At 74.4% G+C, this 26,037-nt stretch carries 29 protein-coding genes and 3 pseudogenes; 18 read left to right on the top strand and 14 right to left on the bottom strand.

Going from position 1 to position 26,037, the window contains the following annotated elements; all coding sequences use genetic code 11:
* The first annotated feature begins 402 nt into the window (after positions 1-402).
* Positions 403-1,659 carry a cytochrome P450 family protein gene (locus ACZ3UD_RS35720; RefSeq protein ID WP_465597607.1) on the top strand — a complete coding sequence of 419 codons (1,257 nt, stop codon included), beginning with the start codon at positions 403-405 and terminating at the stop codon, positions 1,657-1,659.
* Between the two features lie 106 nt (positions 1,660-1,765).
* On the opposite strand, the gene ACZ3UD_RS35715 is transcribed toward ACZ3UD_RS35720, so the two are convergent.
* Positions 1,766-2,257 (bottom strand): MarR family winged helix-turn-helix transcriptional regulator, encoded by a 492-nt coding sequence (locus tag ACZ3UD_RS35715; RefSeq protein ID WP_465597604.1) that lies wholly within the window; start codon positions 2,255-2,257, stop codon positions 1,766-1,768.
* A gap of 54 nt (positions 2,258-2,311) precedes the next feature.
* On the opposite strand from ACZ3UD_RS35715, the gene ACZ3UD_RS35710 reads away from it, so the two are divergent.
* Together ACZ3UD_RS35710 and ACZ3UD_RS35705 are read left to right on the top strand one after the other, a co-directional pair.
* Complete coding sequence (locus tag ACZ3UD_RS35710; RefSeq protein ID WP_465597601.1) at positions 2,312-2,611, top strand: hypothetical protein; 300 nt, start codon at positions 2,312-2,314, stop codon at positions 2,609-2,611.
* Between the two features lie 255 nt (positions 2,612-2,866).
* Positions 2,867-3,232, top strand: a complete 366-nt coding sequence (locus tag ACZ3UD_RS35705) for a hypothetical protein (RefSeq protein WP_465597598.1) — start codon at positions 2,867-2,869, stop codon at positions 3,230-3,232.
* Between the two features lie 73 nt (positions 3,233-3,305).
* Here ACZ3UD_RS35705 and ACZ3UD_RS35700 read toward each other — a convergent pair whose 3' ends face one another.
* Positions 3,306-4,217 carry an MBL fold metallo-hydrolase gene (locus ACZ3UD_RS35700; RefSeq protein WP_465597595.1) on the bottom strand — a complete coding sequence of 304 codons (912 nt, stop codon included), beginning with the start codon at positions 4,215-4,217 and terminating at the stop codon, positions 3,306-3,308.
* A gap of 126 nt (positions 4,218-4,343) precedes the next feature.
* Between ACZ3UD_RS35700 and ACZ3UD_RS35695 the strand changes: the two genes are divergently transcribed.
* The 4 genes from ACZ3UD_RS35695 (at position 4,344) to ACZ3UD_RS35680 (ending at position 8,596) form a co-directional block, all read left to right on the top strand.
* Entirely contained in the window at positions 4,344-5,354 is a 1,011-nt protein-coding gene (locus ACZ3UD_RS35695) for an AraC family transcriptional regulator (RefSeq protein WP_465597592.1), read from the top strand.
* Between the two features lie 110 nt (positions 5,355-5,464).
* Complete coding sequence (locus ACZ3UD_RS35690) at positions 5,465-6,559, top strand: sugar ABC transporter substrate-binding protein (protein WP_465597589.1); 1,095 nt, start codon at positions 5,465-5,467, stop codon at positions 6,557-6,559.
* Between the two features lie 22 nt (positions 6,560-6,581).
* Positions 6,582-7,367, top strand: a complete 786-nt coding sequence (locus ACZ3UD_RS35685) for an ATP-binding cassette domain-containing protein (protein ID WP_465597586.1) — start codon at positions 6,582-6,584, stop codon at positions 7,365-7,367.
* Complete coding sequence (locus ACZ3UD_RS35680) at positions 7,364-8,596, top strand: sugar ABC transporter permease (protein WP_465597583.1); 1,233 nt, start codon at positions 7,364-7,366, stop codon at positions 8,594-8,596. Before ACZ3UD_RS35685 ends, ACZ3UD_RS35680 begins: the two co-directional genes overlap by 4 nt.
* Here the strand turns inward: ACZ3UD_RS35680 and ACZ3UD_RS35675 are convergent.
* Positions 8,517-8,888, bottom strand: coding sequence for an ATP-binding protein (locus ACZ3UD_RS35675; protein ID WP_465597616.1), 372 nt, complete (start codon positions 8,886-8,888; stop codon positions 8,517-8,519). The genes ACZ3UD_RS35680 and ACZ3UD_RS35675 overlap by 80 nt on opposite strands.
* Positions 8,889-9,215: 327 nt before the next feature.
* Between ACZ3UD_RS35675 and ACZ3UD_RS35670 the strand changes: the two are divergent.
* The 3 genes and pseudogenes from ACZ3UD_RS35670 to ACZ3UD_RS35660 form a co-directional block, all read left to right on the top strand.
* Positions 9,216-9,407, top strand: a pseudogene (locus ACZ3UD_RS35670) (helix-turn-helix transcriptional regulator); the annotation flags it as partial.
* Between the two features lie 3 nt (positions 9,408-9,410).
* The gene (locus ACZ3UD_RS35665; RefSeq protein WP_465597613.1) at positions 9,411-10,046 is read left to right on the top strand and encodes a DUF5753 domain-containing protein; all 636 of its coding nucleotides are present in this window, start codon (positions 9,411-9,413) and stop codon (positions 10,044-10,046) included.
* The gene (locus ACZ3UD_RS35660) at positions 10,043-10,255 is read left to right on the top strand and encodes a DUF397 domain-containing protein (RefSeq protein WP_465597580.1); all 213 of its coding nucleotides are present in this window, start codon (positions 10,043-10,045) and stop codon (positions 10,253-10,255) included. Before ACZ3UD_RS35665 ends, ACZ3UD_RS35660 begins: the two co-directional genes overlap by 4 nt.
* Before the next feature lie 265 nt (positions 10,256-10,520).
* Here ACZ3UD_RS35660 and ypfJ read toward each other — a convergent pair whose 3' ends face one another.
* Complete coding sequence (ypfJ, locus tag ACZ3UD_RS35655) at positions 10,521-11,420, bottom strand: KPN_02809 family neutral zinc metallopeptidase (protein WP_465597577.1); 900 nt, start codon at positions 11,418-11,420, stop codon at positions 10,521-10,523.
* Between the two features lie 156 nt (positions 11,421-11,576).
* Complete coding sequence (locus tag ACZ3UD_RS35650) at positions 11,577-12,407, bottom strand: helix-turn-helix transcriptional regulator (RefSeq protein ID WP_465597610.1); 831 nt, start codon at positions 12,405-12,407, stop codon at positions 11,577-11,579.
* Between the two features lie 147 nt (positions 12,408-12,554).
* On the opposite strand from ACZ3UD_RS35650, the gene ACZ3UD_RS35645 reads away from it, so the two are divergent.
* Positions 12,555-13,142 (top strand): class I SAM-dependent methyltransferase, encoded by a 588-nt coding sequence (locus ACZ3UD_RS35645; protein ID WP_465597574.1) that lies wholly within the window; start codon positions 12,555-12,557, stop codon positions 13,140-13,142.
* A 160-nt stretch (positions 13,143-13,302) separates the two neighbouring features.
* Positions 13,303-14,156 (top strand): annotated as a pseudogene (locus tag ACZ3UD_RS35640) (NAD-dependent epimerase/dehydratase family protein).
* 62 nt (positions 14,157-14,218) lie between these two features.
* Here the strand turns inward: ACZ3UD_RS35640 and fusA are convergent.
* The 3 genes from fusA to ACZ3UD_RS35625 all read right to left on the bottom strand — a co-directional run bounded on the left by fusA (position 14,219) and on the right by ACZ3UD_RS35625 (position 18,132).
* Positions 14,219-16,279, bottom strand: coding sequence for an elongation factor G (gene fusA, locus ACZ3UD_RS35635; RefSeq protein ID WP_465597571.1), 2,061 nt, complete (start codon positions 16,277-16,279; stop codon positions 14,219-14,221).
* Between the two features lie 380 nt (positions 16,280-16,659).
* A complete protein-coding gene (locus ACZ3UD_RS35630) occupies positions 16,660-17,202 on the bottom strand; it encodes a hemerythrin domain-containing protein (protein ID WP_465597568.1) in 543 nt (180 codons plus the stop codon).
* Between the two features lie 21 nt (positions 17,203-17,223).
* Positions 17,224-18,132 carry a DMT family transporter gene (locus ACZ3UD_RS35625; protein WP_465597565.1) on the bottom strand — a complete coding sequence of 303 codons (909 nt, stop codon included), beginning with the start codon at positions 18,130-18,132 and terminating at the stop codon, positions 17,224-17,226.
* Between the two features lie 47 nt (positions 18,133-18,179).
* On the opposite strand from ACZ3UD_RS35625, the gene ACZ3UD_RS35620 reads away from it, so the two are divergent.
* The 3 genes from ACZ3UD_RS35620 to ACZ3UD_RS35610 all read left to right on the top strand — a co-directional run bounded on the left by ACZ3UD_RS35620 (position 18,180) and on the right by ACZ3UD_RS35610 (position 20,412).
* The gene (locus ACZ3UD_RS35620; RefSeq protein ID WP_465597562.1) at positions 18,180-18,788 is read left to right on the top strand and encodes a MarR family winged helix-turn-helix transcriptional regulator; all 609 of its coding nucleotides are present in this window, start codon (positions 18,180-18,182) and stop codon (positions 18,786-18,788) included.
* A gap of 207 nt (positions 18,789-18,995) precedes the next feature.
* A complete protein-coding gene (locus ACZ3UD_RS35615) occupies positions 18,996-19,526 on the top strand; it encodes a DUF6328 family protein (protein ID WP_465597559.1) in 531 nt (176 codons plus the stop codon).
* Between the two features lie 289 nt (positions 19,527-19,815).
* Positions 19,816-20,412, top strand: a complete 597-nt coding sequence (locus ACZ3UD_RS35610) for an AAA family ATPase (protein WP_465597556.1) — start codon at positions 19,816-19,818, stop codon at positions 20,410-20,412.
* 24 nt (positions 20,413-20,436) lie between these two features.
* On the opposite strand, the gene ACZ3UD_RS35605 is transcribed toward ACZ3UD_RS35610, so the two are convergent.
* Complete coding sequence (locus ACZ3UD_RS35605; protein WP_465597553.1) at positions 20,437-20,832, bottom strand: hypothetical protein; 396 nt, start codon at positions 20,830-20,832, stop codon at positions 20,437-20,439.
* A gap of 548 nt (positions 20,833-21,380) precedes the next feature.
* On the opposite strand from ACZ3UD_RS35605, the gene ACZ3UD_RS35600 reads away from it, so the two are divergent.
* Positions 21,381-21,977, top strand: a complete 597-nt coding sequence (locus ACZ3UD_RS35600; protein ID WP_465597550.1) for a P-loop nucleotide/nucleoside kinase family protein — start codon at positions 21,381-21,383, stop codon at positions 21,975-21,977.
* A 59-nt stretch (positions 21,978-22,036) separates the two neighbouring features.
* Here ACZ3UD_RS35600 and ACZ3UD_RS35595 read toward each other — a convergent pair whose 3' ends face one another.
* Positions 22,037-22,678 carry a hypothetical protein gene (locus tag ACZ3UD_RS35595; protein WP_465597547.1) on the bottom strand — a complete coding sequence of 214 codons (642 nt, stop codon included), beginning with the start codon at positions 22,676-22,678 and terminating at the stop codon, positions 22,037-22,039.
* 72 nt (positions 22,679-22,750) lie between these two features.
* Positions 22,751-23,164 (bottom strand): winged helix-turn-helix transcriptional regulator, encoded by a 414-nt coding sequence (locus tag ACZ3UD_RS35590; protein WP_465597544.1) that lies wholly within the window; start codon positions 23,162-23,164, stop codon positions 22,751-22,753.
* Between the two features lie 115 nt (positions 23,165-23,279).
* On the opposite strand from ACZ3UD_RS35590, the gene ACZ3UD_RS35585 reads away from it, so the two are divergent.
* Complete coding sequence (locus ACZ3UD_RS35585) at positions 23,280-24,218, top strand: NADP-dependent oxidoreductase (RefSeq protein WP_465597541.1); 939 nt, start codon at positions 23,280-23,282, stop codon at positions 24,216-24,218.
* Between the two features lie 181 nt (positions 24,219-24,399).
* Here the strand turns inward: ACZ3UD_RS35585 and ACZ3UD_RS35580 are convergent, their stop codons facing one another.
* The gene (locus ACZ3UD_RS35580) at positions 24,400-24,861 is read right to left on the bottom strand and encodes a MarR family transcriptional regulator (protein WP_465597538.1); all 462 of its coding nucleotides are present in this window, start codon (positions 24,859-24,861) and stop codon (positions 24,400-24,402) included.
* Entirely contained in the window at positions 24,858-25,343 is a 486-nt protein-coding gene (locus ACZ3UD_RS35575) for a MarR family winged helix-turn-helix transcriptional regulator (protein WP_465597535.1), read from the bottom strand. The genes ACZ3UD_RS35580 and ACZ3UD_RS35575 overlap by 4 nt, the downstream gene beginning before the upstream one ends.
* 382 nt (positions 25,344-25,725) lie before the next feature.
* Between ACZ3UD_RS35575 and ACZ3UD_RS35570 the strand changes: the two genes are divergently transcribed.
* Positions 25,726-25,977 (top strand): hypothetical protein, encoded by a 252-nt coding sequence (locus ACZ3UD_RS35570; protein ID WP_465597619.1) that lies wholly within the window; start codon positions 25,726-25,728, stop codon positions 25,975-25,977.
* Here the strand turns inward: ACZ3UD_RS35570 and ACZ3UD_RS35565 are convergent.
* Positions 25,944-26,037, bottom strand: a pseudogene (locus tag ACZ3UD_RS35565) (IS982 family transposase); the annotation flags it as partial. The gene ACZ3UD_RS35570 and the pseudogene ACZ3UD_RS35565 overlap by 34 nt on opposite strands.

The raw sequence follows: 26,037 nt of genomic DNA, 5'->3' as shown, positions 1-26,037 counted from the left end.
TCCGAAGCTCGCTCCGCCGCTTCGCGGCTCCGAGCCAAGAACCCATTCCTCCCCGGCCTGAAGGCCGGGGCATCCTGGGAGATCAAATGGTGAACGATCACGTCACTCCCCGCCCCCCGTTCTTTTCTGAACCTGCTGGTTCAGAAATACTTACTGACTGGTTGGGGCGTTTCCTGCGCGCGTACGGCCCCTGATCGGGCCGAGTCCGGTTCGTCGTCGCGCCGGCCGGTGCGGCAGCACGCGGGCAGCCACTCGGCCGCGACCTCCCGCACGCGTCGCGGGCGGGCCCGGAGGCCCTCTCGACGGGGGCGGGCGGTCGGGCCATCCTCGTCCCGGACGGGTTCGGACCCGCCACTCGCCCGGAATCGCCTGAATCGTGTGAACTCGTGTGAAGGAGCCCTTGTGGAGCACCGGTTCGACCACCCCACGCACTGCCCTCGGCTCGTCCTGGACCCCACCGGGCGGGGCCGTGACGCCGAGAGCGCCGAGCTGTTCGCGCGCGGGCCGGCCACGCCCGTGGACATCCTGGGGGTGCAGGCGTGGGCGGTGGCCGACCCGGTGCTGCTGGAGGAGCTGCTCAAGGATCCGCGGGTCTCCAAGGACGGCCAGCAGCACTGGCCGCAGTTCGCGCAGGTGGTGCCGAACTGGCCGCTGGCGCTGTGGGTGACGGCGCGCAACATGTTCACCGCGCACGGCGCCGACCACCGCCGGTTGCGGCGCCTGGTGGGTGCGGCGTTCACGGCCCGTCAGGTCGCGGCGCTGGCCGAGCGGATCGAGGAGCTGACGGCCGCGCTGCTCGACGAGCTGGCGCTGACCCCGCCCGGGACGGCGGTGGACCTGCGCGAGCGCCTGGCCTACCCGCTGCCGATCCAGGTGATCGGCCAGCTGCTGGGCCTGCCGGACACGCTGCGGGACCGGTTCCGCCGCACCGTCGACCGGGTCTTCGACACCACCCTCACCCCGGAGGAGTCCGCGGCCAACGCGGCGGCGTTCTACGCGATGCTGGACCAGCTGATAGCGGCCAAGCGCGAGCGGCCCGGGGAGGACATGACCTCGCTGCTGATCACCGTGCGCGACACGGAGGGCGACGGCAGCGCGCTGACCGAGGAGGAGCTGCGCGACACCCTGCTGCTGGTCGTCTCGGCGGGCTACGAGACCACCGTCAACCTGATCGACAACGCGGTGGCGCTGCTGCTCACCCACCCCGACCAGCTCGACCTGGTGCGGGCGGGCAAGGCCGGCTGGGACGACGTGGTGGAGGAGGCGCTGCGCCGCGAGGCGCCGGTGGCGCACCTGCCGTTGCGCTACGCGGTCGAGGACATCGCGCTGCCGGGCGGGGTGGTGATCCGTCAGGGCGAGGCGATCCTGGCCTCCTACGCGGCGGCCGGGCGCCACCCGGTGCGCTACGGGGACGGCGGCGGCGACTTCGACGTCACCCGGCCGGTCAAGGACCACCTGGCCTTCGGGCACGGCCCGCACTTCTGCCTCGGCGCGCCGCTGGCCCGGCTGGAGGCGCGCACGGCGCTGCGGGCGCTGTTCGAGCGCTTCCCGCGCCTGGCGCTGCTGCCGGGGGTGGAGCTGGAGCCGGTGGAGTCGCTGATCTCCAACGGGCACCGCTTGCTGCCGGTGCTGCTGGGCGGGGAGGCGGCGGGCGCCTGAGGCGAGTGGCTGCACGGCGTGCGGCCGCACGGCGTGTACCGCGCCCTGGAGCCGCGACTGGCCGCCGGCGCGCGGTTCGGTGGCGAGCCGGCGCCGGCCGGCGACCCTACCGGCCCTCGTGGACCACCCGGCCGAAGTCGGCGACGAAGGCGGTGATCAGGCGGGCGAACTCGGTGCGGTCCGCATCGGGCCAGTTCGCCATCGTGCGGGCGAGGACCTCGCGGCGGAACCGGTGGGTGCGCTCCACCTGTTCGCGGCCGGCGTGGGTGAGGGCGAGCAGGGTGCGGCGGGCGTCTCGCGGGTCGCTGCCGCGTTCCAGCCAGCCCTCCTCGACGGTGCGCAGCACCAGGCGGCTGGCGCGGGGCTGGTCGACGCCGAGGGCGGCGGCGACGTCGGTGACGGCGCAGGGGCCGTCGTGGGCCTCGACGGCGTCGAGCACGCCGAACAGCGTGGTGTCGATGGCCCGGGCGCCGCCGGGTGGGGCGATGCGGCCCAGGGAGCGGCGGGTCTGGCCGCGGCGGATGGCGACCATGGCGCGCTCGACGGCGGCGACGGCGTCCTGCTGCTGTTCCTGGGGGCTCTTCTCCCGCTTCGACATGCATGCCAGTTTACAACTTTTGCAAAAAGGCATGCATCGAGGGGGATCGCCATCATGACCACCGGTGTTCCCGCCGCCCTGTCCGACGTCCGCGAGCAGCGCCCGCTCGGCTCCTGGCTGCGGCGCATCGACGGCGCCATCGAACAGTGTGTGGCCCGCCTGTTCGCCGCCGACGCCCCGCACCGGCGCGACTGGCAGGTCCTCGACACCGTCGTCTGCGGACCGCTGAGCGCCGCCGAGGTCGACGAGACCGCGGCCGCCTTCCTCACCGCCGACGAGCCCGCCATGCGCCCCTGCCTGGACGGCCTCGCCACCCGCGGCCGGGTGCGCGTCGACCCGACGCCGTCGCCCTGACCGACGAGGGCCGAGGCCGACCTCCTGATGGCCGTCGACGGCTACCCGGCCCTGGCCGACCTCACGCCGCAGGCCCTGCGCCGCCTCGGCTAGCGCGCCGACGCGCCTTCGCGCGTAGCTCACGAGCGGCGCCCGCGCGCGGCGGCGCGCCCCTGTCGGATGTCAGGGACCGCCGCCGCGCCGGCGTTCCTAGGCTGGCGAGCACTGGCCCCGACCACACGTCAGGGCCGTCCCACCAGCAAGGGAGAACCACCCATGCGCAGGATCACCCGCGCCCTGGCCGTCCTCGGGATCGCCGCCGCCGCGCTGACCACCCTGGGCACCGGCGGCGCCGGCGCCGCCGACGGCTCCTGGGCGGGCTGCCCGTACGGCGCCGTGTGCGTCTACCCGCAGGACCAGAACCCGGCCTCCGCGCCCAGCGACGTGTACTGGAGCTACGGCGCCCACAACCTGAGCAACCAGTCCGGCAACCACTGGGTGCTCAACAACCAGTCCGGCGGTGCCCACGCCCACCTGTGCCGCGGCTCGGGCGGCTCCGACTGCGTGTACGACATCCCCGCCCAGCACGGCGTCTACTACGACCTGGGCCCGATCAACTCCCTCACCCTCGACCGTCCCTGACGGTCGCGGTCCCGTCCGACAGGCCGGGGTGCCCGCCGTACGCGGGGGAACGGCGGGCACCCTCCGTGTCCGTTCACCGCGCCCAGTGCGCGGTGAACCCCGCCCCCGTGCGGGAGACGTGCGCGGCGCCGGGCCCGGCGAAGTGCGCGGGGAGCACCAACTCGCCCAGGTCGGCGGCGCGTTCCAGCACCCGCAGCCGGCTGGCCGCCGCCTGCGCCTGGTCCAGGCAGAAGCAGCTGTTGCACGAGGGGTGCGCCAGCTGGACCGGCGAGTGCAGCAGGTCCCCCACGAACACCGCCCGCCGGCCCTGCGACTCCAGGCGCAGCACCGAGGAGCCGGGGGTGTGACCGGGGGCCTCCTCCAGGACCAGGCCCGCGCCGATGCTGCGGGTGCCCGACCATTGGGCGGCCTGCCCGGCCGCCAGGACCGGGGCGACGCTGTCCGCGAAGACCTGGTCCCACTCGGCCCACCGTGCGGGGTCCACCGCGGCGTCGGTGCGGGCGGGGTGGGCGGCGGCCGGGTCGAAGAAGGCGCGGTCGGCGGCGGGCAGGTAGTAGACCGCGTTGGGGAAGGCCGGCACCCAGTCCCCGTCCCGGCGGCGGGTGTTCCAGCCGACGTGGTCGGCGTGCAGGTGGGTGTTGACCACCGCGTCCACGTCCTGCGGTCGCACCCCCGCCTCGGCGAGCAGTTCCAGGAAGCGGCCCCGGCGCTGGTGGAACATCGGTGTGGCGGGCCGCTCGCGGCCGTCGCCGACGCCGGTGTCCACCAGGACGGTCCGGCCGCCGCCGCGCACCACCCAGGTCTGCAGGGCGCCGACGTAGGAACCCGAGGCGGGGTCGTAGTGCTCGGGTGCCAGGTCGTCCACGCCGGCGCCGTGCCAGGCGTGTTCGGCGAGGTCGGGCACGATCCGCGCGGCCGGCCCGAACGGGCCCTGCCACTCCAGCACCCGGACGATCTCCAGGTCCCCCAGCTCGATCCGTTCCACGGCCACCCCTCCAGCAGTCGTCTGCCCAGCTCGTTGTCTACGCGTCGAGCCTAGGGAGTCGGGATGAGCCGCTCAATGCGCCAGTGGCTTGACGGGATACGCGATCGGCTCACTACGATGGCCGGCATGGACGTGGTCAGTGACGCGATCGCCGCCGTACGGGTGGGCCGGCCCTCCTCCGACCGGCTGCGTACGCAAGGGCGCTGGGGGGCGTGGATCCCCGCCTACGCGGGCGCGGGCTTCCATGTGGTGCTGGCCGGCTCCTGCTGGCTGCTGGCCGAGGGCGGCCAGGCGGTGCGGCTGGGGCCGGGGGACGCGGTGCTGCTGCCGCACGGCACCGGACACGCCCTGTCCGGCGATGAACTGACGCCGCGTCAGGCCAGGCGGCTGCCCGCACTGGACGCGCTCCTCGACCGGCCGACCGACTCCGGCACCGGGCCCGGGCCCCGGGGGGACGAGGCCCGGGGGGACGGGGCCCGGGGGGACGGGGCCGAGCTGCTGTGCGGCAAGTACCGCCTGGACCACGGCCTGGGCCACCCGCTGATGCGCGAGCTGCCGACGCTCGTCCACCTGCCCACCCGCACCGGCGAGCACCCCGAACTACGCTCGGCCGTGGACCTGCTGGGCGCCGAGCTGGCCGCCGAGCGCCCCGGCGGGCGGCTGGCCGTGCCCGCGCTGATCGACCTGCTGCTGGTCTACCTGGTGCGCGCCTGGACCTCCAGGCCCGGCGCGGGCGGCTGGGGCGCGGCGCTGGCCGACCCGGTGGTGGCCGCGGCGCTGGCCGCCGTGCACGGGGACCCGGCCCGCCCGTGGACCACCGCCACCTTGGCCCGGCGCGCCGGCGTCTCCCGCGCCACCCTCACCCGCCGCTTCACCGCCCTGGCCGGCCGCCCGCCGATGGCGTACCTGACCTGGTGGCGGATGACCCGGGCCGCGGCCCTGCTGCGCCGCGGCTGCGAGCCGCTGGAGACGATCGCCCGCCAGGTCGGCTACGGCAGCCCGTACGCGCTCTCGCACGCCTTCGCCCGCGAGTTCGGCACCACCCCCGGCCGCTACCGCGCCACTGCCGACCGCCACCGCACCACCGCGGGCGCGCGCGGGCCCGCACCGGTCAGCGTTCACGAAGATGACGAGTAACGGAGGATTCCCCGGAGGCTGGTTTTACTTATTGACGTCATGTACGCGGTCAGGTTTAACTCCCCCCACCCGCCGCGAAGTTGCGGCGCCCCCAGGGAGAGGCAACCGCTATGAACGCCGCACTGCGTCGCGCCCTCGTCTGCACCGCCGGCCTCGCGCTGGCCCTGTCCATGGCCGCGTGCGGCAAGGCCGGCGGCGACAAGAAGGACTCCGCCGCCTCCGGCGACAACAAGTCCGTCGGTCTGCTGCTGCCCGAGAACGCGTCCTCCACGCGCTACGAGTCGTTCGACCGCCCGTTCATCGAGGCCAAGGTCAAGGCCCTGTGCGCGGACTGCAAGGTGCTCTACAACAACGCCGAGGGCAGCGCGGCCAAGCAGAAGCAGCAGTTCGACACCCTGATAGCCCAGGGCGTGAAGGTGATCGTCCTGGACGCCTTCGACGCCACCTCCACCCAGGCCTGGGTCCAGGAGGCCGCCGCCAAGGGCGTGAAGGTCGTCGCCTACGACCGCCTGGCCACCGGCCCGGTCGCCGCCTACGTCTCCTTCGACAACGAGAAGGTCGGCGAACTCCAGGGCCAGGCCCTGCTGGACGCCCTCGGAGACAAGGCCGCCGACGCCGACATCGTCATGATCAACGGCGACGACGCCGACCCGAACGCCGGCCAGTTCAAGGCCGGCGCCCACAAGGTCCTCGACGGCAAGGTCAAGAAGGTCGTCTACGAGCAGTCCGGCGAGTGGAAGCCCACCGTCGCCGGCCAGAAGATCGGCGCCGCGATCACCCAGCTCGGCAAGGACGGCTTCCAGGCCGTCTACTCCGCCAACGACGGCATGGCCGGCGCCATCATCACCCAGCTCCAGGGCGCGGGCATCAAGGTCCCCGTCGGCGGCCAGGACGCCGGCCTCGACGCCGTCCAGCGCATCGTCAACGGCGACCAGGCCTACACCATCTACAAGGCCTACAAGCCGCTCGCCGAGTCCGCCGCCGAACTGGCCGTCGACCTCCTGCAGGGCAAGGACGTCAAGTCCGTCGCCACCGCCACCGCGGACAGCGCCACCGACAAGGGCATCCCCGCCAAGCTGCTCGACCCCAAGGTCGTCACCAAGGCCAACATCAAGGACACCGTCATCGCCGACGGCCTCTACAAGGCCTCCGACATCTGCACCGCCGACTACGCCGCCGCCTGCGCCGCCGCCGGCCTCAAGTAGCCCTGCTCACAGGATGGTTCACATGACAGGCGCGCCCGTCCTCCAGCTGTGCTCGGTCTCCAAGCGCTTCGGCGCCGTCCAGGCCCTCACCGACGTCGACCTCGCCGTGCACCCCGGCGAGGTCCTCGCCCTCGTCGGCGACAACGGCGCCGGCAAGTCCACCCTCGTCAAGACCATCGCCGGCGTCCACCCCGTGGACGCGGGCACCATCACCTGGCACGGCGAGCCCGTGCGCCTGACCCGCCCCCAGGACGCCACCGCGCTCGGCATCGCCACCGTCTACCAGGACCTCGCCCTGTGCGACAACCTCGACGTCATCGCCAACCTCTTCCTCGGCCGCGAGAAGCGCCGCCGCGCGCTGCTCGACGAGGTCGCCATGGAGAAGCGCGCCCGCGAACTGCTCGACACCCTCTCCATCCGCATCCCCGACGTGCGCAGCCCCGTCGCGGCGCTGTCCGGCGGGCAGCGCCAGGTGGTGGCCATCGCCCGCGCGCTGGTGGGCGAGCCCGCCGTGGTGCTGCTGGACGAGCCCACCGCGGCCCTGGGGGTCGAGCAGACCGCGCAGGTCCTGGACCTGGTGGAGCGGCTGCGCGAACGGGGCCTGGGGGTGATCCTGGTCAGCCACAACATGGCCGACGTGACCGCGGTGGCCGACACCGTCGCCGTGCTGCGGCTGGGCCGCAACAACGGCCTGTTCCCCGTCGCCGGCACCACCCAGCAGCAGATCGTGGCCGCGATCACCGGCGCCACCGACAACGCCCACGCCCGCCGCCGGGCCCGCCGCACCGAGGAGGAGGACGCCGCATGACCACCCCCGCCACCGACCCGAGGGTCCGGGTGAGCGCGCCGACCTGGGCCGGGCGCGCCGAGGCCGCCCGGCGCCGGCTCGCCTCCGGCGAACTGGGCGCGCTGCCCGTCGTCGTCGGGCTCGTCGTGATCGCCGTCGTCTTCCAGTGCGTCACCCACCACTTCCTGCAGGCCGACAACCTCACCAACATCACCCGCTTCATCGCCGGGCCCGGACTGATCGCCGTCGGCGTGGTGTTCGTGCTGATCCTCGGCGAGATCGACCTCTCGCTCGGGTCGGTCGCCGGCGCGAGCTCGACCATCGCGGCCGTGCTGGCGGTGCGTCAGGGCTGGCCGGAGTGGGTGGCCGTCCTGGCCGCGCTGGGCGCGGCCTGCGTGATGGGGCTGCTGCACGGGCTGCTGTTCGCCCGGGTGGGCGTGCCCGCGTTCGTGGTCACCCTGGCCGGGATGCTCGCCTGGAGCGGCCTGCAGGAGTGGGTGCTCGGCGACGGCGGGACGGTCAACAACCGCCACGGCGGCATCATCGCGAGCCTGGACTCCACCTTCCTCGGCGACGGCGACATCGCCTACGCGTGGGCACTGGCGCTCCTCGCCCCCGCCGTCTACCTGCTCGCCCACCTGCGCACCGCCCGGCGCCGCGGCGCCGCGGGCCTGGCCGCCCGGCCCCTGGCCGACACCGCGCTGCGGGCCGGGGCGCTGGCGGTGCTGTGCCTGGTCGCCGCGTACGCCCTCAACCAGGACCGTGGGCTGCCGCTGTCCCTGGTCGTCCTGCTCGGGGCGGTGGTGGCCGCCGACTGCACGCTGCGCCGCACCCGCTACGGGCGGCAGGTGTTCGCGGTCGGCGGCAGCGTCGAGGCCGCGCGCCGTGCCGGCGTCAACGTCGCCCGGGTGCGCGTCTCGGTGTTCCTGCTCTCCGCCCTGCTGGCCGGCCTCGGCGGCCTGTTCTACGCCTCCCAGCAGGGTTCGGCCGACAAGCAACTCGGCAGCGGCAACGTCCTGATGATGGCCATCGCCGCCGCCGTCATCGGCGGCACCAGCCTCTTCGGCGGCCGCGGCAACGCCTGGTCGGCGCTGCTGGGCATCCTGGTCATCCAGTCCATCACCACCGGCCTGGACATGGTGCACGCCGCCCAGGCCATCCAGTACATGATCACCGGCGCGGTGCTGCTGGCGGCCGTCGTCCTCGACTCCCTGACCCGGCGCACCCGGGCTGGCGCCGGGCGCACCTGACCACTTCCCCGCTGCCTCGCCGCCTCGCTTCAACGGGGCGGCGGGCAGCGGCGTTGCCGGCCTCCGGGCCGGGAGCCACACGCGCGCAGGAAGTCGGCGGGGCCGACTTCCTGCGCTCACGGGCGGGTTTCCTGGGCGGCGCGGAGGAGCGGACGGAGGGCCTCCCGGCTCCGGCATCGTGGACTTCGAGTCGAAGGCGGTCGCCGCTGACCGCGAACCGGACCTCGATCAGACGGTCGGCGGGAGCGCCGGAGTGCTGGACGGCATTGGCGAAGAGCTCGCCGAGGAGCAGTTCGGCGGTCTCGGAGTACCGCTCCCCGGAGAAAAGCCCGGCGAGGTAGGCCCGGGAGCAAGTATCTGGCCAGGGGCGTGGATTGGGTCCGCGAGTCGAGGCGGGCGGTAAAGCTGCGGGACCGGTGAACGTTGAGCATGGCGAAGGTCCTCAGGGGATGACGCGCGAATGGAGTGCGGACCTGCCCATACGCCGGATACGAGGACCTCCACAGGTTGCCCTGCGCTACCGGCGAATCACCAGGCGTAGCCATAGTGGCGCGACGGCCCTTACGATTGCCAGCGTCTTGCCTTTGGCAGCAATGTCGTGTGAAGGAATCGAAGGGTCATGACTGAATCCGGCGTTGACGCCCAGGCATCGCCACAAGTCCGCTTTGGCCAGGAACTTCGCAGGTCACGGCGAGCAAGGCGGTGGTCGCAGACCGAGGCAGCCAGGCGTCTGGGGTACTCGGGTGCGCACATCTCATATGTCGAGAACGGGAAGCGTTCCCCAACAAGGCCTCTGGCTGTTAAGGCCGATGAGGTGTTCGGATCAGGCCAACGGTTCTACGAGTTGTGGCGGCGGTTCAGCCGGGCGGCACTCCTTGAGGGGTTCGCCGAGTTCGCTGACGCCGAAGCCCGGTGCCGACGGCTGCGAACGGTCGGCCTTATCATCGTGCCCGGCCTCCTGCAAACCCCCGCGTATGCAAGGGCACTCGCTCAGGCAGCTGTGAGACGGGGTGCGATCACCCCTACCGAGGCCGATGAACGCACCGACTATCTGGCCCTGCGCCAGGAGATCCTCGGGCAGAAGAGCCCACCGGCGCTTCACGCGGTGATCGAGGAAGGGGTGTTGCTGCGCCCCGTCGGCGGCCCCCAGGTCATGGCCGAGCAGCTGCGGCACCTCGACGAACTGGCCGGGCGCCCGAACATCACGGTGCAGATCGCCCCGTTCAGCATGGGAGAGAACCTCTCCTTCACACTGCCGGTGGTTCTGTTGAATCTCCCGGACCATACGGTCGTGGGATACGCGGAGTCGACGGCCAGGGGCCATCTTGAGCGGTCACGGGCGACGGTTGCGGGATGGGAACGTGACTACGATCAGCTACTGGTGGAAGCGCTACCGAAGGCCGCATCCCAGGAGATGATCCGCAAGGCCCGAAAGGAATTCCGATCATGACCGACCGTGTAGACCGGTCCAGCGCCTCCTGGGTCAAGTCCTCGTACTCCAACAACGGCGGCGACTGCGTCGAGGTCGCCGCCGCCGTCCCCGGCCTGGCTCCCGTCCGCGACTCGAAGGACCCTCAGGGACCGGCTCTGCTCTTCTTGACCGAGGCTTGGATGTCGTTCGTCGCCGCCGTCCGCTCCGGCGAGTTCGGCGACGTCTGAACCGACACCGGAACCGAAAGCCCCCGCCCAGCGCCCGGGGTCGCTCGGCACCTTCCGGCCGGGGAGTCCTCAACGGAGCAAAGGACGAGATGTGTGGACGGTCCCGACGGCGGAGGCGACAGATCATACCCAGGCTTGACTGTCCGACCCCGCCGCCCCGGTCCAACGGGCGGCGAGGCACCGGCGTTGAGGGGCGGTGAACGCCCGGGCCGTTGGCGGCCGGGCGCGTAAGGGTTCGGTCAATTCGGTCAAGCGGTGCCGGAGGTCAGATCTTCCCGGAGAAGGTGTCGCACTGGGTGAGGTCGCCGCTGCGGTAGCCGGTGGTGAACCAGGCCTTGCGCTGGTCGGCGGAGCCGTGCGTCCACGCCTCCGGGTTGATCTTCCCGGTGGCCTGCTTCTGGATCCGGTCGTCGCCCACCGCCGCGGCCGCGTCCAGGCCCTGGGCGATGTCCTGGTCGGTGAGGGCGGCGATCAGCGCACGGCCGGTGGAGGGCTGCGGGGTGGTGGTGGCGTGGTGCGCCCACACCCCCGCGTAGCAGTCGGCCTGCAGTTCCAGGCGCACCGAGGCGCTGCCCGCGCCCTGGCGGTCGCTTCCGACCTTCTGCATCTGGCCGGTGAGGGTCTGGATGTGGTGGCCGTACTCGTGGGCGACCACGTAGGACTCGGCGAAGGGGCCGCCCTTGGCGCCGAAGCGGGTGGAGAGTTCACTGAAGAAGCCGAGGTCGAAGTAGGCCTTCTGGTCGCCGGGGCAGTAGAACGGGCCCACCGCCGAGGTCGCCGGCCCGCAGGCGGTGGAGACCCGGCCCGTGAACAGCACGGTCTGGGCGGGCTTGTACGCCACCTTGGTGCGGGCCGGAAGCTCGGTGCGCCAGAACTCCTGCAGGCTGTTGGTCACCGCCACGATCCGGCAGTCCTGGCGCTTGTTGGCGTCCGCGCCGCTCTTGCAGGACTGCTGCACCTCGCCGTCGGTGCGGGTGCCCGAGGAGGACGTGCCCGCGCCGCCGGAGGACAGGCCCAGCAGCTTGGGGTCCACCCCGAGCAGGACCGCGAACAGCACCGCGATCAGGCCCACCGCCCCGCCGCCGATGGCGACCTTCCCGCCCGGGAAGCCGCGCCGGTCGTCCACCTGCGAGGTGTCGAGGTCGCCCTGGTCGTCGAACTGCATGCCCCTGCCTGCCCGTTTCTGTCGCTCTGCCGCTCGGTCACTCAGCCGGCCTGTCGCTCAGCCGGCGTGTCGGCTTGTCGCTTTGGTGACGTTCTGTGCCGCCTACGGCCCGCCCAGCCTACGGGCAGCGGCCCCTGACGCGCCGCAGCCGAGGCATCACGCCGGGGCGCCGACCACCCGCAGCAGCTCCAGCCGCGAGGCGCTCTCGCTGCCGGCCGGCGCGGTGTGCACCAGTAGCAGCTGGTCCTGCCCGCCCGCGGCCAGCACCTCGCGCTCCAGCTCCAGCTCCCCCACCACCGGATGCAGCACCCGCTTGCCCCCGCTGCGCCGCACCGCCACCTCGCGACGCTCCCAGTACGCGGCGAACTCCACACCAGTGTCGAGGAGTCGGGCCAGCAGCTCGGCGGCGCGCCGGTCCCCCGGACGGGCCGCGTGCACCGCGCGCAGGGACGCCACATGGGCGCGGGCCAGCGCGTCGTGGTCCTCGGGCGGGAACAGGGCGCGGCTCGCCGGGTCGGTGAACCAGCGCAGCAGCAGATTGCGCCGATCCGGCGCCGGCGCGGCGAGGTCCCCGAACACGGCGGCGGCCATCGCGTTCTGCGCCAGCACGTCCCCGAGGTCGGACACCACCTGGGCGGGCACATCGGGCAGCCGCTCCAGAATCAGCAGCAGCCCCGGGCGCACGTGCGCCAGCACGTCGTGGCGGCGCGGCGGCTCGTGCCCGGCCAGGTGGAACAGGTGGTCGTGCTCGTCCCCGCTCAGCCGCAGCGCCCGGGCCAGCGCGGCCAGCAGCTGCGGCGAGGGCTGCGGCCCGCGCCGCTGTTCCAGGCGCGCGTAGTAGTCCACGGACAGCCCCGCCAGCTGCGCCACCTCTTCCCGGCGCAGCCCGGGGGTGCGGCGCCTGGCCCCGGGGGCGAGGGCGACGTCGGCGGGGGTCAGGCGGGCCCGGGAGCGGCTGAGGAAGTCGGCGAGCGCGTCACGGTCGATCATGCGCCCCAGCATGGCGCGGCCGGGCCGATCGGAGCCAGGGACCGGCGGTCCCTGGGTCGTGCCGGTGGATGGCTTGGTCTAGGGTCGTCCCCCGTGTCTGAGTCATCGTCGTATCTCACTGTTACCGCCGACGCCTACGATTCCATGGCCGTCCGCTATGCCGAGTTCGTCCGCGGCGGGCTCGCCGGCCTGCCGCTGGACCGCTCGATCGTCACCGCGTTCGCCGACCTCGTGACCGCCGCCGGCCCCGCCCCGGTGGCCGACCTCGGCTGCGGGCCCGGCTACCTGACCGCGGCCCTGCGCGAGTCGGGACTGGACGTCTTCGGCGTCGACCTGTCCCCGGCGCTCATCGGCATCGCCCGCGAGACGTACCCGCACCTGCGCTTCGAGGTCGGCTCGATGGGCGCGCTGGAGACGGCCGACGGCGAGCTGGGCGGCGTGGTGTCCTGGTACTCGCTGATCCACACCCCGCCGGTCGAACTGCCCGCCTACCTCGCCGAGTTCCGCCGGGTGCTGGCGCCGGGCGGGCACGCGCTGCTGGCGTTCTTCGAGTCCGAGGGCGATCCGGTGACGGTCTTCGACCACAAGGTGACGCCCGCCTACCGCTGGCCGATCGACGCCCTCGCCGAGCTCGCGGGCGAGGCCGGCTTCGCCGAGGTCGGCCGCATGCTGCGCGAACCCGGCGACGGGGAGCGCTACCGGCGCGGGCACCTGCTGCTGCGCGCCCGGTAGCCCACCCGCCACCCGCCACCCGCCACCCGCCGCCCGGGGCCCCTGGCACCGCAGCCAAGGATCGGCGATCCCTGGTTCGACGGGTCTGTGCCGCCCTAGCCCCGGCGCGGGCAGGCTGGTGGGCGTCGAGGAGAGCGACTTCCACGGAGGGGACGGGAAGATGACGAGGATCCTGGTGACGGGCGCGACCGGTTCGGTGGGACGGCGCCTGGTGCCGCGCCTGGTGCGGTGGGCCGGGGCCGAGGGCGGGTCGGTGCGGGTGCTGGTGCGCGACGCGGCGAGGGCGCGGGGCCTGGGCGAGGTGGAGACGGTGGTCGGGGATCTGTGTGAACAGGCTGACCGGGCACGGGCGTTGGACGGCGCCGAGGTGGTGCTCAACGTGGCGGCGGCGCTGCGCGGGGTGGCGGACGAGCAAGGCCTGGGCGGTCAACCGGGACGCGGCGGTGGCTTTGGGCCGTGAGGCGGCGAAGGCCGGGGTGGCCCGGTTCGTGCACACCAGCACCAACCTGGTGTACGGGCGGGGGCCTGGGCCGCCCGGCGGTGGAGCGGGACCGGCTCGCGCCGCACCCGGCGTGGGGTGTGTACGCGCGGTCCAAGGCGCGGGCCGAGGCGGGCCTGCGCGAGATGGGGGACGAACTGGCGCTGGTCATCGCCCGGTTGGCGTTCGTGTACGGCGAGGGCGATCCGCATCTGGCGCAGTCGCTGCACTGGGCCGGTGGCTGGCCCGCGCACCAGCGCCTGGCGGTGGTGCACCACGCGGACGTGGCGCAGGCGCTGTGGCGGGCGGTGGTGACCCCGGGTATCCAGGGCCGCACCTACAACGTGTCGGACGACGCCCCGCTGACCGCGTGGGACCTGCACGAGCTCAACGGCCGCCGCCACCTTGGCGGTTCGCGGCAGGTGGAGTTCGCCCCGTGGGAGGGCCAGGTGTCCACCGCGGCCGCGCGCCGGGACCTGGGCTGGCGCCCGCTGTACCCGTCGGCGTGGGCGGCGGCGCAGGCCGGCGCGCTGTAGGCGTCCCACTCGCCCCGCCCGGCCCCGCCGCCCGGAAGGGCGGCGGGGCCGGGCGGCGGGGCTCACCCGAGTGGCGGTGCGGGCGCGTAGCCGGCCGGGCGGGTGGTGAAGGTGCCGCGGCCCTGGGTGCGCCCGCGCAGGCGGCCCGCGTAGCCGAACAGTGCGGCCAGCGGCACCAGCGCGCTCACCTGCGCCCCGCCGCCGCGCCCGAGGGCGGTGCCCTGCACCTGGCCGCGGCGGGCGGCCAGGTCCCCCAGCACCGCGCCGAGGGCGTCCTCGGGCACGGTGACGGTCACCTCGGCGAGCGGCTCCAGCAGTTGCAGCCGCGCCGAGCGCAGCGCCTCGCGCAGGCCCAGGCGGGCGGCGGTGCGGAAGGCGAGCTCCGAGGAGTCCTTCGGGTGGGTGATGCCGTCGGTGAGGGTGAGCGCGACGCCGACCACCGGGTGGCCGCCCAGCGGTCCCTGGGCGAGCGCGTCGCGGCAGCCGGCCTCGACGGCCTGCACGTACTCGCGCGGCACCCGCCCGCCGGTGACGGCGGAGGTGAACACGAAGCCGTCGCCGGCGGGTTGGACGTCGAAGACGATGTGGGCGAACTGGCCCGCGCCGCCGTCCTGTTTGGCGTGCCGGTACACGAAGCCGCTCACGCCCTCCACCAGGGCCTCGCGCAGCGCGACCTGGGGCCGGCCCACCACCGCCTCCACGCCGGCCTCGCGGCGCACCTTCTCCACCGCCACCTCCAGGTGCAGTTCCCCCAGCCCCGACAGGGTGCGCTGCCCGGTCTCCTGGTCGGTGGCCAGGCGCAGCGAGGGGTCCTCCTCGGTGAGGCGGGCGAGGGCGGCGGTGAGTTTGTCGGTGTCGGCGGCGCGGCGGGCCTCGACGGCGACGGTGACGACCGGTTCGGCGCTCACGGGTGCCTCCAGCAGGATCGGGTGGTCGGGGTCGCACAGGGTGGCGCCGACGCGGGCGCTCTTGGGGCCGATGACGGCGACGATGTCGCCGGCCAGGGCGTGGTCGGTCTCGGTGTGGCGCTCGGCCATCACGCGCAGGATGCGGGCGATGCGCTCGGTGCGGCCGGTGGCGGCGTCGAGCACGGTGTCGCCCTTGCGCAGGGTGCCGGCGTACAGGCGCAGGTAGGTGAGGCGGCCGGTGGGGGCCGCGGTCACCTTGAACGCCAGGGCGGTCAGGGGCTGTTGGGGGTCGGCGGCGCGCTGGCGCCGCTGCTCGTCGGCGGCCCGTACGGGCGGGGCGTCGAGGGGGGAGGGCAGGTAGGCGACGGCGGCGTCCAGCAGCGGTTCGATGCCGCGGTTGCGGTAGGCGGAGCCGCACAGCACCACCACCGCCTCGCCGGTGCGGGTGAGGTGGCGCAGGGCGGCGGTGAGGGTGGTGGCGTCGAGGGCGCCGTGGGTGCAGAACTCCTCCAGGGCTTCGGGGTCGAGTTCGGCCACCGCCTCCTCCAGGGCGCGGCGGCGGGCGGTGGTTTCGGCGGTGAGGTGGTCGGGCACCGGGCCCTCGGTCAGGGCGCCGTCGTCGTCCCAGGTGAGGGCGCGCAGGTGCACGAGGTCGATGACGCCGGTGAAGGACTCCTCGGTGCCGACGGGCAGTTGGACGGCGAGCGGGTGCGGGTGGAGGCGTTCGCGGATGGAGGCGAGCGCGGTGTCCAGGTCGGCTCCGGCGCGGTCGAGTTTGTTGACGAAGGCGATCCGGGGCACGCCGTGGCGTTCGGCCTGGCGCCACACCGATTCGCTCTGCGGCTCGACGCCGGCGACCGCGTCGAACACCGCGACGGCGCCGTCCAGGACGCGCAGCGAGCGTTCGACCTCGTCGGCGAAGTCGACGTGGCCGGGGGTGTCGATGAGGTTGATCCGGTGCCCGGCCCAGGCGCAGCTGACGGCGGCGGCGAAGATGGTGATGCCGCGGTCGCGTTCCTGGGGGTCGAAGTCGGTGACGGTGGTGCCGTTGTGGACTTCGCCGCGCTTGTGGGTGGTGCCGGTGAGGTAGAGGATCCGCTCGGTGACGGTGGTCTTGCCGGCGTCGACGTGGGCGAGGATGCCGAGGTTGCGGACGGCGGCGATGGCGGCGGCAGCGGTGGTGGTGGTGGTGCGGGTGGTGGTGTCGGTGCGCATGGCCCGGTTGCCTTTCGGGGGCGTCTTCTACGGGTGGGCGCGCGATTGGGTGCTGAAAGTCTGACGATCCGTCAGATGTGGTGGCCGTGGAATGCCGGTGCCGGTATGCGGCAGGCGGGGTTCAGGCGGTCGCAGCACTGTTGCGGTGCCGGCCGCGCAGCGGGCACCGCAAGGGCGGGGACACCAGGATCACCTCGTACCGCGACGCGGGAGAGGGGGCGGCGGCGCTGTGCTTCGGCATGGCCGCCCTCCCCCTTTCTCCCGCTGCTGTCGTCGTCACGGTCCGCCGCGCGTGGTGGCGCGGCTGTGTGGCGAGTGTAGGAAAGACGGGCCCGGTGGGGCGAGGGGTTTTACGGCGAGGGTTTTACGGCGTTGCCGCGCTACGGCACGCGCAGGCGCAGGACCGGGTCGGACCAGCCGTCGTCGTCCACCCCCGCGTCGGGGGCGGCGCCGATGGCGCGTTTTTCGTAGGCGACGTGGGACTCCATGATGGCGGCCAGTGCGTGGAGTTCGCGGCCGATCGCCTCCGGGTCGGCGCCGGGTGTCGCGGCGGCCTGTTCGGCGGGTGCGCGCGCCCGGGCGAGGATGTGGGCGATGAAGCCGTGGTCCTCCACGAGTTCGGCCACCGCCGGTGCGAGGTCGGGCCGTTCGCGTACCGGGGAGGCGAACAGGCCGTCGTCCTCGCACCGGCGGTGGTCGGTCAGGGCGGTGCGAAAGGCCAGGCAGCGGGTGGGGTGGGTGTCGTCGGCGCGGGTGCGCCGGCCGAGTGCGGCGCGGACGTGGGTGAGGCGGCGGCGCGGTTCCCGGTGGGCTTGGGAGAGTTGGAGACCGAGGGCGGCGGTTCGGCCGCTGACGGGGAGGCCACGGGTGGGCGCTCCCTTCGGTGGCGCGCCTGCGTGCCTGGCGCGGTCCGCCATCGGCATGCGATGCCGCCTGCCGTCCGATCACGGCACCCGCCGCCGCGGCAAGCCCGCACGCCCGGCCGTGACGGGTTCCGCCACCGGGCGCGGGGGGCGCGGGCGTCCGAGCAGGATCCCGGCCGCCACCAGCGCCAGCCCCGCCCCCTGGCGCACCCCGAAGGCGTCCCCGTCCAGCGCGGTGCCCAGCAGCACCCCGGCCAGCGGGTTGAGCAGTCCGAGCAGGCCGACGGTCGCGGCCGGCAGGTGGCGCAGTCCCGCGAACCAGCAGGCGAAGGCGAGGGCGGTGGCCACCAGGGTGACGTAGCCGAAGGCGAGCAGGGTGGGGCCGTCCAGCGGTGGCGGCGCTCCCTCGACGGCGGCGGCCAGCGGCAGCAGCATCAGGCCGCCGGCGCTCAGCTGCCAGGAGGTGGCGGCCAGCGGGTCGGCGCCCTCGTGCCAGCGGGCGCAGAGCACGTAGCCGACGGAGGAGACCAGCATCGCGCCCGCCGAGGCCGCCAGGCCCGTCCAGCTGACGGCGCCGAGGGGTCCGAGCAGGGTGAGCGCCACTCCCGCGAGGCCCGCCACCGCCCCGGCCAGGTGGGCGCGGTGCGGGCGCTGCCCGGCGAGCGCCCAGGCGGTGAGCAGCATGGCGAGCGGGGAGGCGGCCATGACGGTGGCGGCGGCGCTGGTGGGCAGGAGTTGGGAGGCGAGGTAGAGCAGGACGAAGAAGGCGGCGGTGTTGAGCAGTGCGAGCAGGGCGCTGCGCCGCCACCAGGGGCCGTGGGGGCGGCGGCGGGCGAGGGCGAGCAGCAGCAGGCCGGCGGGCAGGGCGCGCAGGGTGGCGCCCCACAGGGGGTGGTCGGCGGGCAGGTAGGTGTGGGTGACGTAGTAGTTGGCGCCCCAGGCGAGCGGGGCGAGGGCGGTCAGCAGGACCCACCGCACATTGGCTTCCATGGAAGACAATATATCTTCCCAGGAAGCTACTGGGGTAGGATGGGCCCATGAAGCACCCCGAGGACGAGGACCGCGCCGACCACGCCACGCTGATCCAGGACGAGGACCGCGCCGACCACGCCACGCTGATCCAGGACGGGGGCCGCGCCGACCACGTGGCGCTGATCCAGGCCCAGTGGCGGCGCGAGCGCCCCGACCTCGACGTCTCCCCGCAGGCCGTGATCGGACGCCTGCACCGCCTCGCCGCCCGCCTGACCGCCGAGCTCACCCTCGTCTACCAGCGCTACGGCCTGGGCGAGGGCGAGTTCGACGTGCTCGCCGCGCTGCGTCGCGCCGGCGCCCCCTACGAGCGCGCGCCCGGCGAACTCGCCGCCCACACCATGGTCACCACCGGCGCGATGACCAAGCGGATCGACCGCCTGGAGCGCGCCGGACTGGTCACCCGCCGCACCGCCGAGGACGACCGGCGCGCCCGCGTGGTCGCCCTCACCGACGCGGGGCTGCGCCTGATCGACGAGGCGTTCACCGCCCACATACGCAACGAGCACCGGCTACTCGCCCATCTCAGCCCGAAGGAGGCCGCCGCCCTGCAGGCGCTGCTCACCGCCTGGCAGCACCGCCTGGACGGCGCCGGGCCCGAACGCCCCGCCCCGTGACGCCCGGCGCCACCGCACGGGCGGCCCGCGCGGGCACGTCCCGGTCCACGACGCCGCCGGGCGCCCGGTCGTCCTGCCCGGTCGTCCTGCCCGGTCGTCCTGCCCGGGCTGCGGGCCTACCGCGGCGAGCCGGCGCAGTGGCACGACGTCGACGTGCGCTTCCACGCGATCCTCGACTACCGGCGGCGGCTCAGCAGAATATGACCCATGACCAGCACGCCTGCCTTGCCCGGACCCGACCCCGACCACCTGGGCCAGCCCGCGCCCCCGCCGCCGGGCTGGGAGAACCCGCAGGTCAGGGCGGACCGGCGCCTGGTGGAGCTGTTGCAGGAGCTGCGGGTGCTGCAGACCGGCGTGCAGATCGTCTTCGCCTTCCTGCTCGGCGTCGCCTTCACCCCGCGCTTCGCCGAACTCAGCGACGCCCAGCAGGACATCTACATCGCCACCCTGCTGCTGACCGTCATCGCCGCCGCCGTCCTGGCCACGCCCGTCGCCCTGCACCGCGGCCTGTACCGCCACCCCGGCAAGGCCAGCATCGTCGACGTGTCCGCCCGCATCGCCCAGGCCGGCCTGCTGCTCCTGGCCACCGCCCTGACCGGGGCCGTCCTGCTGGTCCTGGACGTCGTCCTCGGCGCGCCGACGGCCGTCACGATCGCCTGCGTCATCGGGCTGGTCTTCGCCGCCCTGTGGTTCGTCCTGCCCTGGGCGGTGCGCCGCGCCACCCGCGACCGGCCCTGACGCCCCGTTCCCACCGACCACCAACCACCAACCACCAGCCACCAACCGCCGACCACCGACCACCGACCACCAACCACCAACCACCAACCACCAACCACCAACCGCCGACCACCAACCACCGACCACCGACCACCGACCACCGACCACCGACCGCCGACCGCACCGGTGCGTGGACGGGTGCGGACGGCGGCGCGGGCAGCGGGCCGTGGGCCGGGCAGCCGCGCGCCCCCGCATCGCCTCCCCCTCCCCCCGAGCCCGGCAGCGCCCCGAACCCGTCTACCGTGCCCGTATGCACACCTGGGACGTCCTGCTCATCGGCGGCGCCTCCGGCCTCGGCAAGAGCCGCGCCGCCGCCCACCTCGCCGCGCAACGCGGCGCGTTCACAGTCGAGTTCGACGACGTGGTCGCCGCACTGCAGGCCGCCACCACCGCCGCGACCCACCCCGGCCTGCACCACTTCTGCGCCCCGCAGGACGCTCCGGCCCCCTCCCCGGACGCGGACCGGGTGCTGGAGCTGCAGATCGCCACCGCCCGCGCCCTGGACGACGCCCTGCTCGGCGTGGTGCGCAACCGCCTGACCGTGGACGTGCCGGCCCTCGTCGAGGGCGACTACCTCACACCGGCCGCCGCCGCCCGCTGCGCAGCCGAGGCCGAGCGGCAGGGGCGGCGGGTGCGGGCGCTCTTCCTGCACGAGGCCGACCCCGAGCGGATCAGCGCCAACTACGCCCACCGCGAGCCCGACCACGGCCCCCAGAGGGAGCGCGCCGCGGTCAGCGCCCGCTACTCCGCCTGGCTCGCCGACCAGGCCCGCGCCCGCGGCCTGCCGGTGGTCGACTGCCGCCCGTACGACACGCTGGCCGAGCGGATGGCGGCCGTCCTGGGGTGAGCGGCCGCCTGCCGCCAGTGGCCCTCAGGAACCCGCCGGGGCACCCTCGATGCCGGAGATCAGCTTGGTACTCAGGTCGCTGCGCACCGCCAGCCGGGTGTGCCCGGCGTCGGGGCCGGCGCCCCAGGTGAGGGTGGCCGTGGTGAACAGGCGCCCCGCGCCGGAGTCGTGGTAGCGCACCTCCCAGGCGGTGGGCACGTCCTGGGCGCGCAGCACGCCGTCGGCGTGGTTGACCTCCTCCCAGGCGGCCAGGCGCCGGCGCAGGTCCTCGGTGAGGTAGTAGGAGCGCAGTTCGTCCGCGAGGTCGTCGGTGCCGTCGCAGACGACGTCGATGTAGGCACCGTAGAAGTCGGCCACCCGGTCCACCGCGGAATCCGGGCTGCCGCTGCGGACCGCGGAGCTCGTTTCGGTACCGGCCATGCTCATCCCGTCGTCAAGGCCGGCGTGCGGCACCGCCCCCGGCGGGTCACCTGACCCGCACGGGACAACGAGCCACCACCCTCGGGGGTCTCGCCCACGGCATCAACTTCCCTTCCCCTCAGGCAAGTTGCCAGCCGCAGCGAACGCCCCGCCGACGAGCACCGGCACCGACTCGCAGGCGTGAAGCTCCACGGCGACCGCGCGCCGTCCGCGAAGCCGCCCTCGGCCGGCTCCCGTCCCAAGACCCTCCCCCGACCCCCCGGGCCACATCCGCACACGACCACCAGGGCGGCGACCTGAGCGGCGACCTGGGAGGCGGGGGCGACCAGGGCGGCGACCTGGGGGGCGAGGCGGGGGCGACCTGGGCGGCGACCTGGGGGGCGAGGCGGGGGCGACCTGGGCGGCGACCTGGGCGGCGACCTGGGCGGCGACCTGGGGGGCGGGGTGGGGGGCGAGGTGGGGGGCGGGGTGGGGGGGCGGGGTGGCGGGCGCCGGCCGGTCCCCAGTCGAAGCGCACGCCGTGTCCCGCCTGGACGAAGTATGCGCGCGTGGCCCAGGATCCTGCCAAGGCGGCGTGCCGTCGCGGCGGCTCGCGCAAGGACGGGAGGCGTGCGGTGCTGATCGTGGTGAGCGGCGGGCCGGGCAGCGGGAAGACGACGCTGGCGCACGCGCTGGCCGGGGCGCTCGGCTGCCCGGCGGTGTGCCGGGACGAGCTGAAGGAGGACCTGGTGCACGCGGGCGCGGGCGCCCCGGCTCGCGGGGCCGACGAGGCGGTGCGCGCGGTCTTCTTCGAGGTGCTGGGGGTGCTGGTGCGCGCCGGGGTGAGCGTGGTCGCCGAGGCCGCGTTCCAGGACCGGGTGTGGCGCCGAGGCCTGGAGCCGCTGGCCGCGCACACCCAACTGCGGGTGGTGCGCTGCCGGGTGGACCCGGCGCCGGCCCGGCGGCGGATCGCCGAGCGCCTGGCCGCGGGCGGGCACCGCGCCGCGCACGCCGACCGCGAGCTGCTCGCGGCCCCGCCGGGGGCGGGCAACCTGCCGGACGACTTCACGCCGCTGTCCCTGCCCGGCGTGCCGCGCCTGTGCGTGGACACCACACGCGGGTACGACCCGCCGCTGGCGGACGTCCTCGCCTTCGCCCGGCGCTGACGGGGCCGCCGCCCGGTCCGGCGGGCCGGGCCCGGGCCGGGGCCGGGGCCGCCGGCCGGTCAGGCGAGCTTGGACCAGGCCTGGTCGGTGAGTTCGGCCGCCTTGTCGACGTGGTGCTGGAGGGACTGCTCGGCGCCGTTGAAGCGCAGCCGTACCGTCAGGTGGCCCGCGGTGCGTTCGCACAGCTGGACGCTGGTCTTCTCCGGGGTGACGTCCTGGCCGGCCGGGATCGGCTGGTAGGAGACCAGGCAGGAGACCTGGCCGACGGTGACGACCTCGGTGTTCGGCTTGGCCTGCCCGAGCGAGGCCGGGTCCACGTACGGGGTGTACGGCTTGGGGCTGGCGGCGCGCACGGCCTCCAGGACGAGGAAGTCGCGCATCCCGTCGTCGGCGTACTCGCGCACCACCGCGCCGGCCCCGCCGTACGCCTGGGACAGGGTGCGGGTGCCGCCGGCCTCGTTGGCGGCGGCGTTCTTGGCCAGGGCCGCGTCCCGGGCGGCGGTGAGCGGGATGAAGCCGCCGGGCAGGCTGTCGGGAGCGTGCAGTTCCCCACCCAGACCCCCGAAGGCCGCGGCGAAGGTGGCGGGCCCGGCGTCGTCGCCGCCGCGGATGAGCAGCAGCGATACGCCGGCGATCAGCAGTGCGGCCACCAGTCCGGCGGCCGCGGCCAGCGCCCTGCCGCGCGGCGCGGTGTCGGTCACAGTCGGTTCTCCCTGTCCATCGGTCGACGGCGTGCCCGCGTCGGGGACGCCGGGGTGGCGGCGGGCGGTTCGTCAGGTGCCGCTCCCCTGCTGCCGGTGGTCGTAGTCGGCGCGGGCGGCCAGGACGTGGGGCATGTGGCTCTCGGCCCAGTCCTTGATGGAGCACACGAGCGGCAGCAGGTCGCGCCCGAGCGGGGTGAGGGTGTAGTCGACGCGGGCGGGGACGGTGGCGGTGACGGTGCGCCTGAGCAGGCCGTCGCGTTCCAGGGCACGCAGGGTCTGGGTGAGCATCTTCTCGCTGACCCCGGCCAGACGCCGACGCAGATCGCTGTAGCGCTGGGGCCCGTCGGCCAGGGCGTTGACAGCCAGGCTGACCCACTTGTCGCCGATGCGGTCGAGGAGTTGGCGGGCCGGGCACTGGGCCAGGTAGGCGTCGTAGTGGGCCCGTGCGGCGGCGCGGCGCTGGGCGGCGGTCATGGTGGGCAAGTGGCGCTCCTCCCCCGGTGGTTGGTAACGCACCTTGGGGTGCGTTCTTCCCGGCGGGAAGTAACTCTCCCTAAGTTAGGCAGTGTTGTCGAGTCCTTGAAGGGATGTGGGCGGTATGCGTGCGGTGGTGGTGCGCTCTTTCGGCGGGCCCGAGGCCCTGGAGGTGGCCGAGGTGGCGCTGCCCGGCGTGGGTGCGGGGCAGGTGCGGGTGCGGGTGGCGGCGGCGGGGGTGAACCCGGTGGACGCCCTGACCCGGGCCGGGGTGCTGGCGGGGGCGGGGCTGATGGCACCGCGGGAGGTGACAGGCATCGGCTGGGACGTGGCCGGGGTGGTAGACGCCGTCGGGGACGGGGTGACGGATTTCGCACCGGGGCAGCGGGTGATCGGGCTGCGCGACCGCCTGGACGTGGACCTGGGCGCCTACGCGCAGTTCGCGGTACTGGACGCGAGCGCGCTGGCCCCGGCCCCGGCCGCAGTGGGCCTCGCGCAGGCGGCGACGCTGCCACTGAACGGTCTGACCGCCTGGCAGGCACTGGACCTGCTGGACCTGCCGGCGGGTGCGAGCGTACTGGTGACAGGCGCGGCGGGGGCGGTGGGAGGCTTCGCGGTCGAGCTGGCGGCGCTACGCGGCCTGCGGGTGGCGGCTGTGGCAGGGGCCGGGGACGAGGCGCTGGTGCGCTCGCTGGGCGCCCAGTGGTTCGTGCCGCGCACAGTCCCCGATGTGGCAAGGGCCGTACGCGAGTTGATGCCGGGCGGAGTGGACGGGGCACTCGACGCGGCGGCGCTGGGCGTCGCCGCGCTGGGAGCAGTACGCGGGCGGGGCACGTTCGTGGCGGTGACAGGCGGCACCGAACCAGTAGGACTACGCGGGATCCGGGTGGCGAACGTGTGGGTGAGCGCGGACGGACCCACCCTAGCCCGGCTATCCACACTAGCCCAGGAAGGACACCTGACCCTGCGAGTGGCCGACACCCTGCCACTGGAACGCGCCAGCGAAGCACATGAACGCCTGGCCGAGGGCCGACTGCGGGGACGACTGGTACTGACGCCCTGACCAGATCCCCACAAGCACCACACCGCCCACCGCAAAGGACGGGCGGCGCGCGGCCGGCCAACGCCCCCGCCTACACCAACGCATGGAAAGCAGGCAACACCCGACGCGGCAACGCCACAACCGAACAGGCCCGGCCCCGCCGCCCCAACACCCGGAGCGGCGGGGAACCGGCCGACGCCCTTCAGGCGCGGGCCAGTTCGGCGTTGGCGCGCTCGGTGATCAGCGCGAGCACGCGGCCGGCGACAGCGAGGTCCTCGGCCGGGATGCCGGCGTACAGGCGGGCGGAGACCGGGGCGGTCTCGGCGCTGGTGCGCTCGTAGAGGTCCCGTCCGGCGTCGGTGAGCCGCAGGACCCCGGGGCGGCGCGGGTCGGCCTCCAGCAGCCCGGCCCCCGTCGTCTCCTCGATGACGGCGCGCACGCGCGCCTCGTCGGCCTTCAGCGAGCCGGTGACGTCGGCGACGAGTTCCTCGCGGCCGAGGCTGCCGCCGGCGGCGGTGACGGCCCGCAGGGTGACGCTCTGCTCGAAGGTGGCGCCGTGGCGGGCGAGGACGCCTTCCAGAAGGGAGCGTCCGGCGTAGTGCGCCAGCGCGATGGCGCGGGGGTTGAGTGGGGCGGGTGCGGTGGTCGTGGCGGTGGTGGTCATGACTGGTGCTCCTTCTCGTTCTCGGTGGGCGGATCAAGAGGTGCGTCGAGCAGGATCGCCAGCTCGCGGGTGAACTCCGTGGCGCGCCGGCCGTGGTGGCCGCCGAGCGGTTCCAGCAGCTGGTCCAGCAGGCCCTGGACCAGGGTGATCGCGCGGGCGGTGACGTCGTGTCCGTGCTCGGTGAGCGTCAGCTGCATGGCGCGCGGGTCGTCCGGGTCCCGGGTGCGGGCCACCAGGGCGGCGCCCTCCAGGGCGCGGGCGAGCTTGGAGACGTACAGCGGCTCCAGCCCGGTGTGGTCGGCGAGGCGGCGTTGGCTGGGCCGCTGCCCGGATCGCGCCATGCCGTAGAGCGACCCCAGCAGCGCGTACTGCGCGTGGGTCAGCCCCAGCGGCGCGAGGGCCCGGTCGACGGCGACCCGCCACTTCATCGACAGGCGCCAGAGCAGGAAACCAGCGGTGGCGTTCTCGGCTGCTGAACTCATGACAGACACAGTACATGGCTACTATGTCCATGGCTACTGTTTTCTGTGAGCGCCCGGGGCACCACGGCCGCACCGGGACGTCGGACCGGCCGACGTCCCGCCGCGGCCGACCGTGCGTCAGACCCGGTACCTCGGGGGGAGAGAACCCCCGGTGCGGCGGCCGCAGGGCTCCGGCACACCGTCCGGATGACCACCGGCCACTGACCGCCGCGGGGGCCCCGCGCGTCACCACGCCCCGCCTGGAGCCGTGCCTGCCCCGCGAGGACGAACTCGCCGGCCTCGCGGACGTGGCCGCGCGTGGCGTCCACCCCCGCACGTACGCCCCTTCCTCACCCCGTGGACGACCCTGCCGCCCGCCGAACGCGCCCGGCACGTCCCGCAGTTGCACGGGAAGCGGCCGGGGCGCTGGAGCCCGCAGCACCGGGCGCTCGACCTGGCAGTCTTCCACGAGGGACGCCCGGTGGGCTCCCAGGACATGCGGGCCCAGGACTTCACCGTCCGCCGCGAGATCGCCTCCGGCTCCCGGCTCGGCCTGGAGCACCAGGGCCTGGGCATCGGCACCGAGATGCGCGCCGCGATGCTCCACCTGGCCTCGCCGGGCTCGGCGAGCTCACGCTCGAACGCGGCGCCGTAGTAGTTCCTGTCCCCGATCAGGGTCTGGCCGGGCCGGGCGGCCACGAGGGCGGTCTCGGTG

Source organism: Kitasatospora sp. NPDC023118 (assembly GCF_055560875.1).
Note: the sequence above shows the minus strand (reverse complement) of the source record. Positions and strands in the feature narration are given on the sequence as shown.

Bases quoted from the DNA above. Each gene is read 5' to 3' on its own strand.
- ACZ3UD_RS35715 (WP_465597604.1), bottom strand. From the start codon at position 2,257: ATGTCGAAGCGGGAGAAGAGCCCCCAGGAACAGCAGCAGGACGCCGTC.
- ACZ3UD_RS35710 (WP_465597601.1), top strand. From the start codon at position 2,312: ATGACCACCGGTGTTCCCGCCGCCCTGTCCGACGTCCGCGAGCAGCGC.
- ACZ3UD_RS35705 (WP_465597598.1), top strand. From the start codon at position 2,867: ATGCGCAGGATCACCCGCGCCCTGGCCGTCCTCGGGATCGCCGCCGCC.
- ACZ3UD_RS35695 (WP_465597592.1), top strand. From the start codon at position 4,344: ATGGACGTGGTCAGTGACGCGATCGCCGCCGTACGGGTGGGCCGGCCC.
- ACZ3UD_RS35690 (WP_465597589.1), top strand. From the start codon at position 5,465: ATGAACGCCGCACTGCGTCGCGCCCTCGTCTGCACCGCCGGCCTCGCG.
- ACZ3UD_RS35685 (WP_465597586.1), top strand. From the start codon at position 6,582: ATGACAGGCGCGCCCGTCCTCCAGCTGTGCTCGGTCTCCAAGCGCTTC.
- ACZ3UD_RS35680 (WP_465597583.1), top strand. From the start codon at position 7,364: ATGACCACCCCCGCCACCGACCCGAGGGTCCGGGTGAGCGCGCCGACC.
- ACZ3UD_RS35660 (WP_465597580.1), top strand. From the start codon at position 10,043: ATGACCGACCGTGTAGACCGGTCCAGCGCCTCCTGGGTCAAGTCCTCG.
- ypfJ (WP_465597577.1), bottom strand. From the start codon at position 11,420: ATGCAGTTCGACGACCAGGGCGACCTCGACACCTCGCAGGTGGACGAC.
- ACZ3UD_RS35645 (WP_465597574.1), top strand. From the start codon at position 12,555: ATGGCCGTCCGCTATGCCGAGTTCGTCCGCGGCGGGCTCGCCGGCCTG.
- fusA (WP_465597571.1), bottom strand. From the start codon at position 16,279: ATGCGCACCGACACCACCACCCGCACCACCACCACCACCGCTGCCGCC.
- ACZ3UD_RS35630 (WP_465597568.1), bottom strand. From the start codon at position 17,202: ATGCCGATGGCGGACCGCGCCAGGCACGCAGGCGCGCCACCGAAGGGA.
- ACZ3UD_RS35625 (WP_465597565.1), bottom strand. From the start codon at position 18,132: ATGGAAGCCAATGTGCGGTGGGTCCTGCTGACCGCCCTCGCCCCGCTC.
- ACZ3UD_RS35620 (WP_465597562.1), top strand. From the start codon at position 18,180: ATGAAGCACCCCGAGGACGAGGACCGCGCCGACCACGCCACGCTGATC.
- ACZ3UD_RS35615 (WP_465597559.1), top strand. From the start codon at position 18,996: ATGACCAGCACGCCTGCCTTGCCCGGACCCGACCCCGACCACCTGGGC.
- ACZ3UD_RS35610 (WP_465597556.1), top strand. From the start codon at position 19,816: ATGCACACCTGGGACGTCCTGCTCATCGGCGGCGCCTCCGGCCTCGGC.
- ACZ3UD_RS35605 (WP_465597553.1), bottom strand. From the start codon at position 20,832: ATGGCCGGTACCGAAACGAGCTCCGCGGTCCGCAGCGGCAGCCCGGAT.
- ACZ3UD_RS35585 (WP_465597541.1), top strand. From the start codon at position 23,280: ATGCGTGCGGTGGTGGTGCGCTCTTTCGGCGGGCCCGAGGCCCTGGAG.
- ACZ3UD_RS35580 (WP_465597538.1), bottom strand. From the start codon at position 24,861: ATGACCACCACCGCCACGACCACCGCACCCGCCCCACTCAACCCCCGC.
- ACZ3UD_RS35575 (WP_465597535.1), bottom strand. From the start codon at position 25,343: ATGAGTTCAGCAGCCGAGAACGCCACCGCTGGTTTCCTGCTCTGGCGC.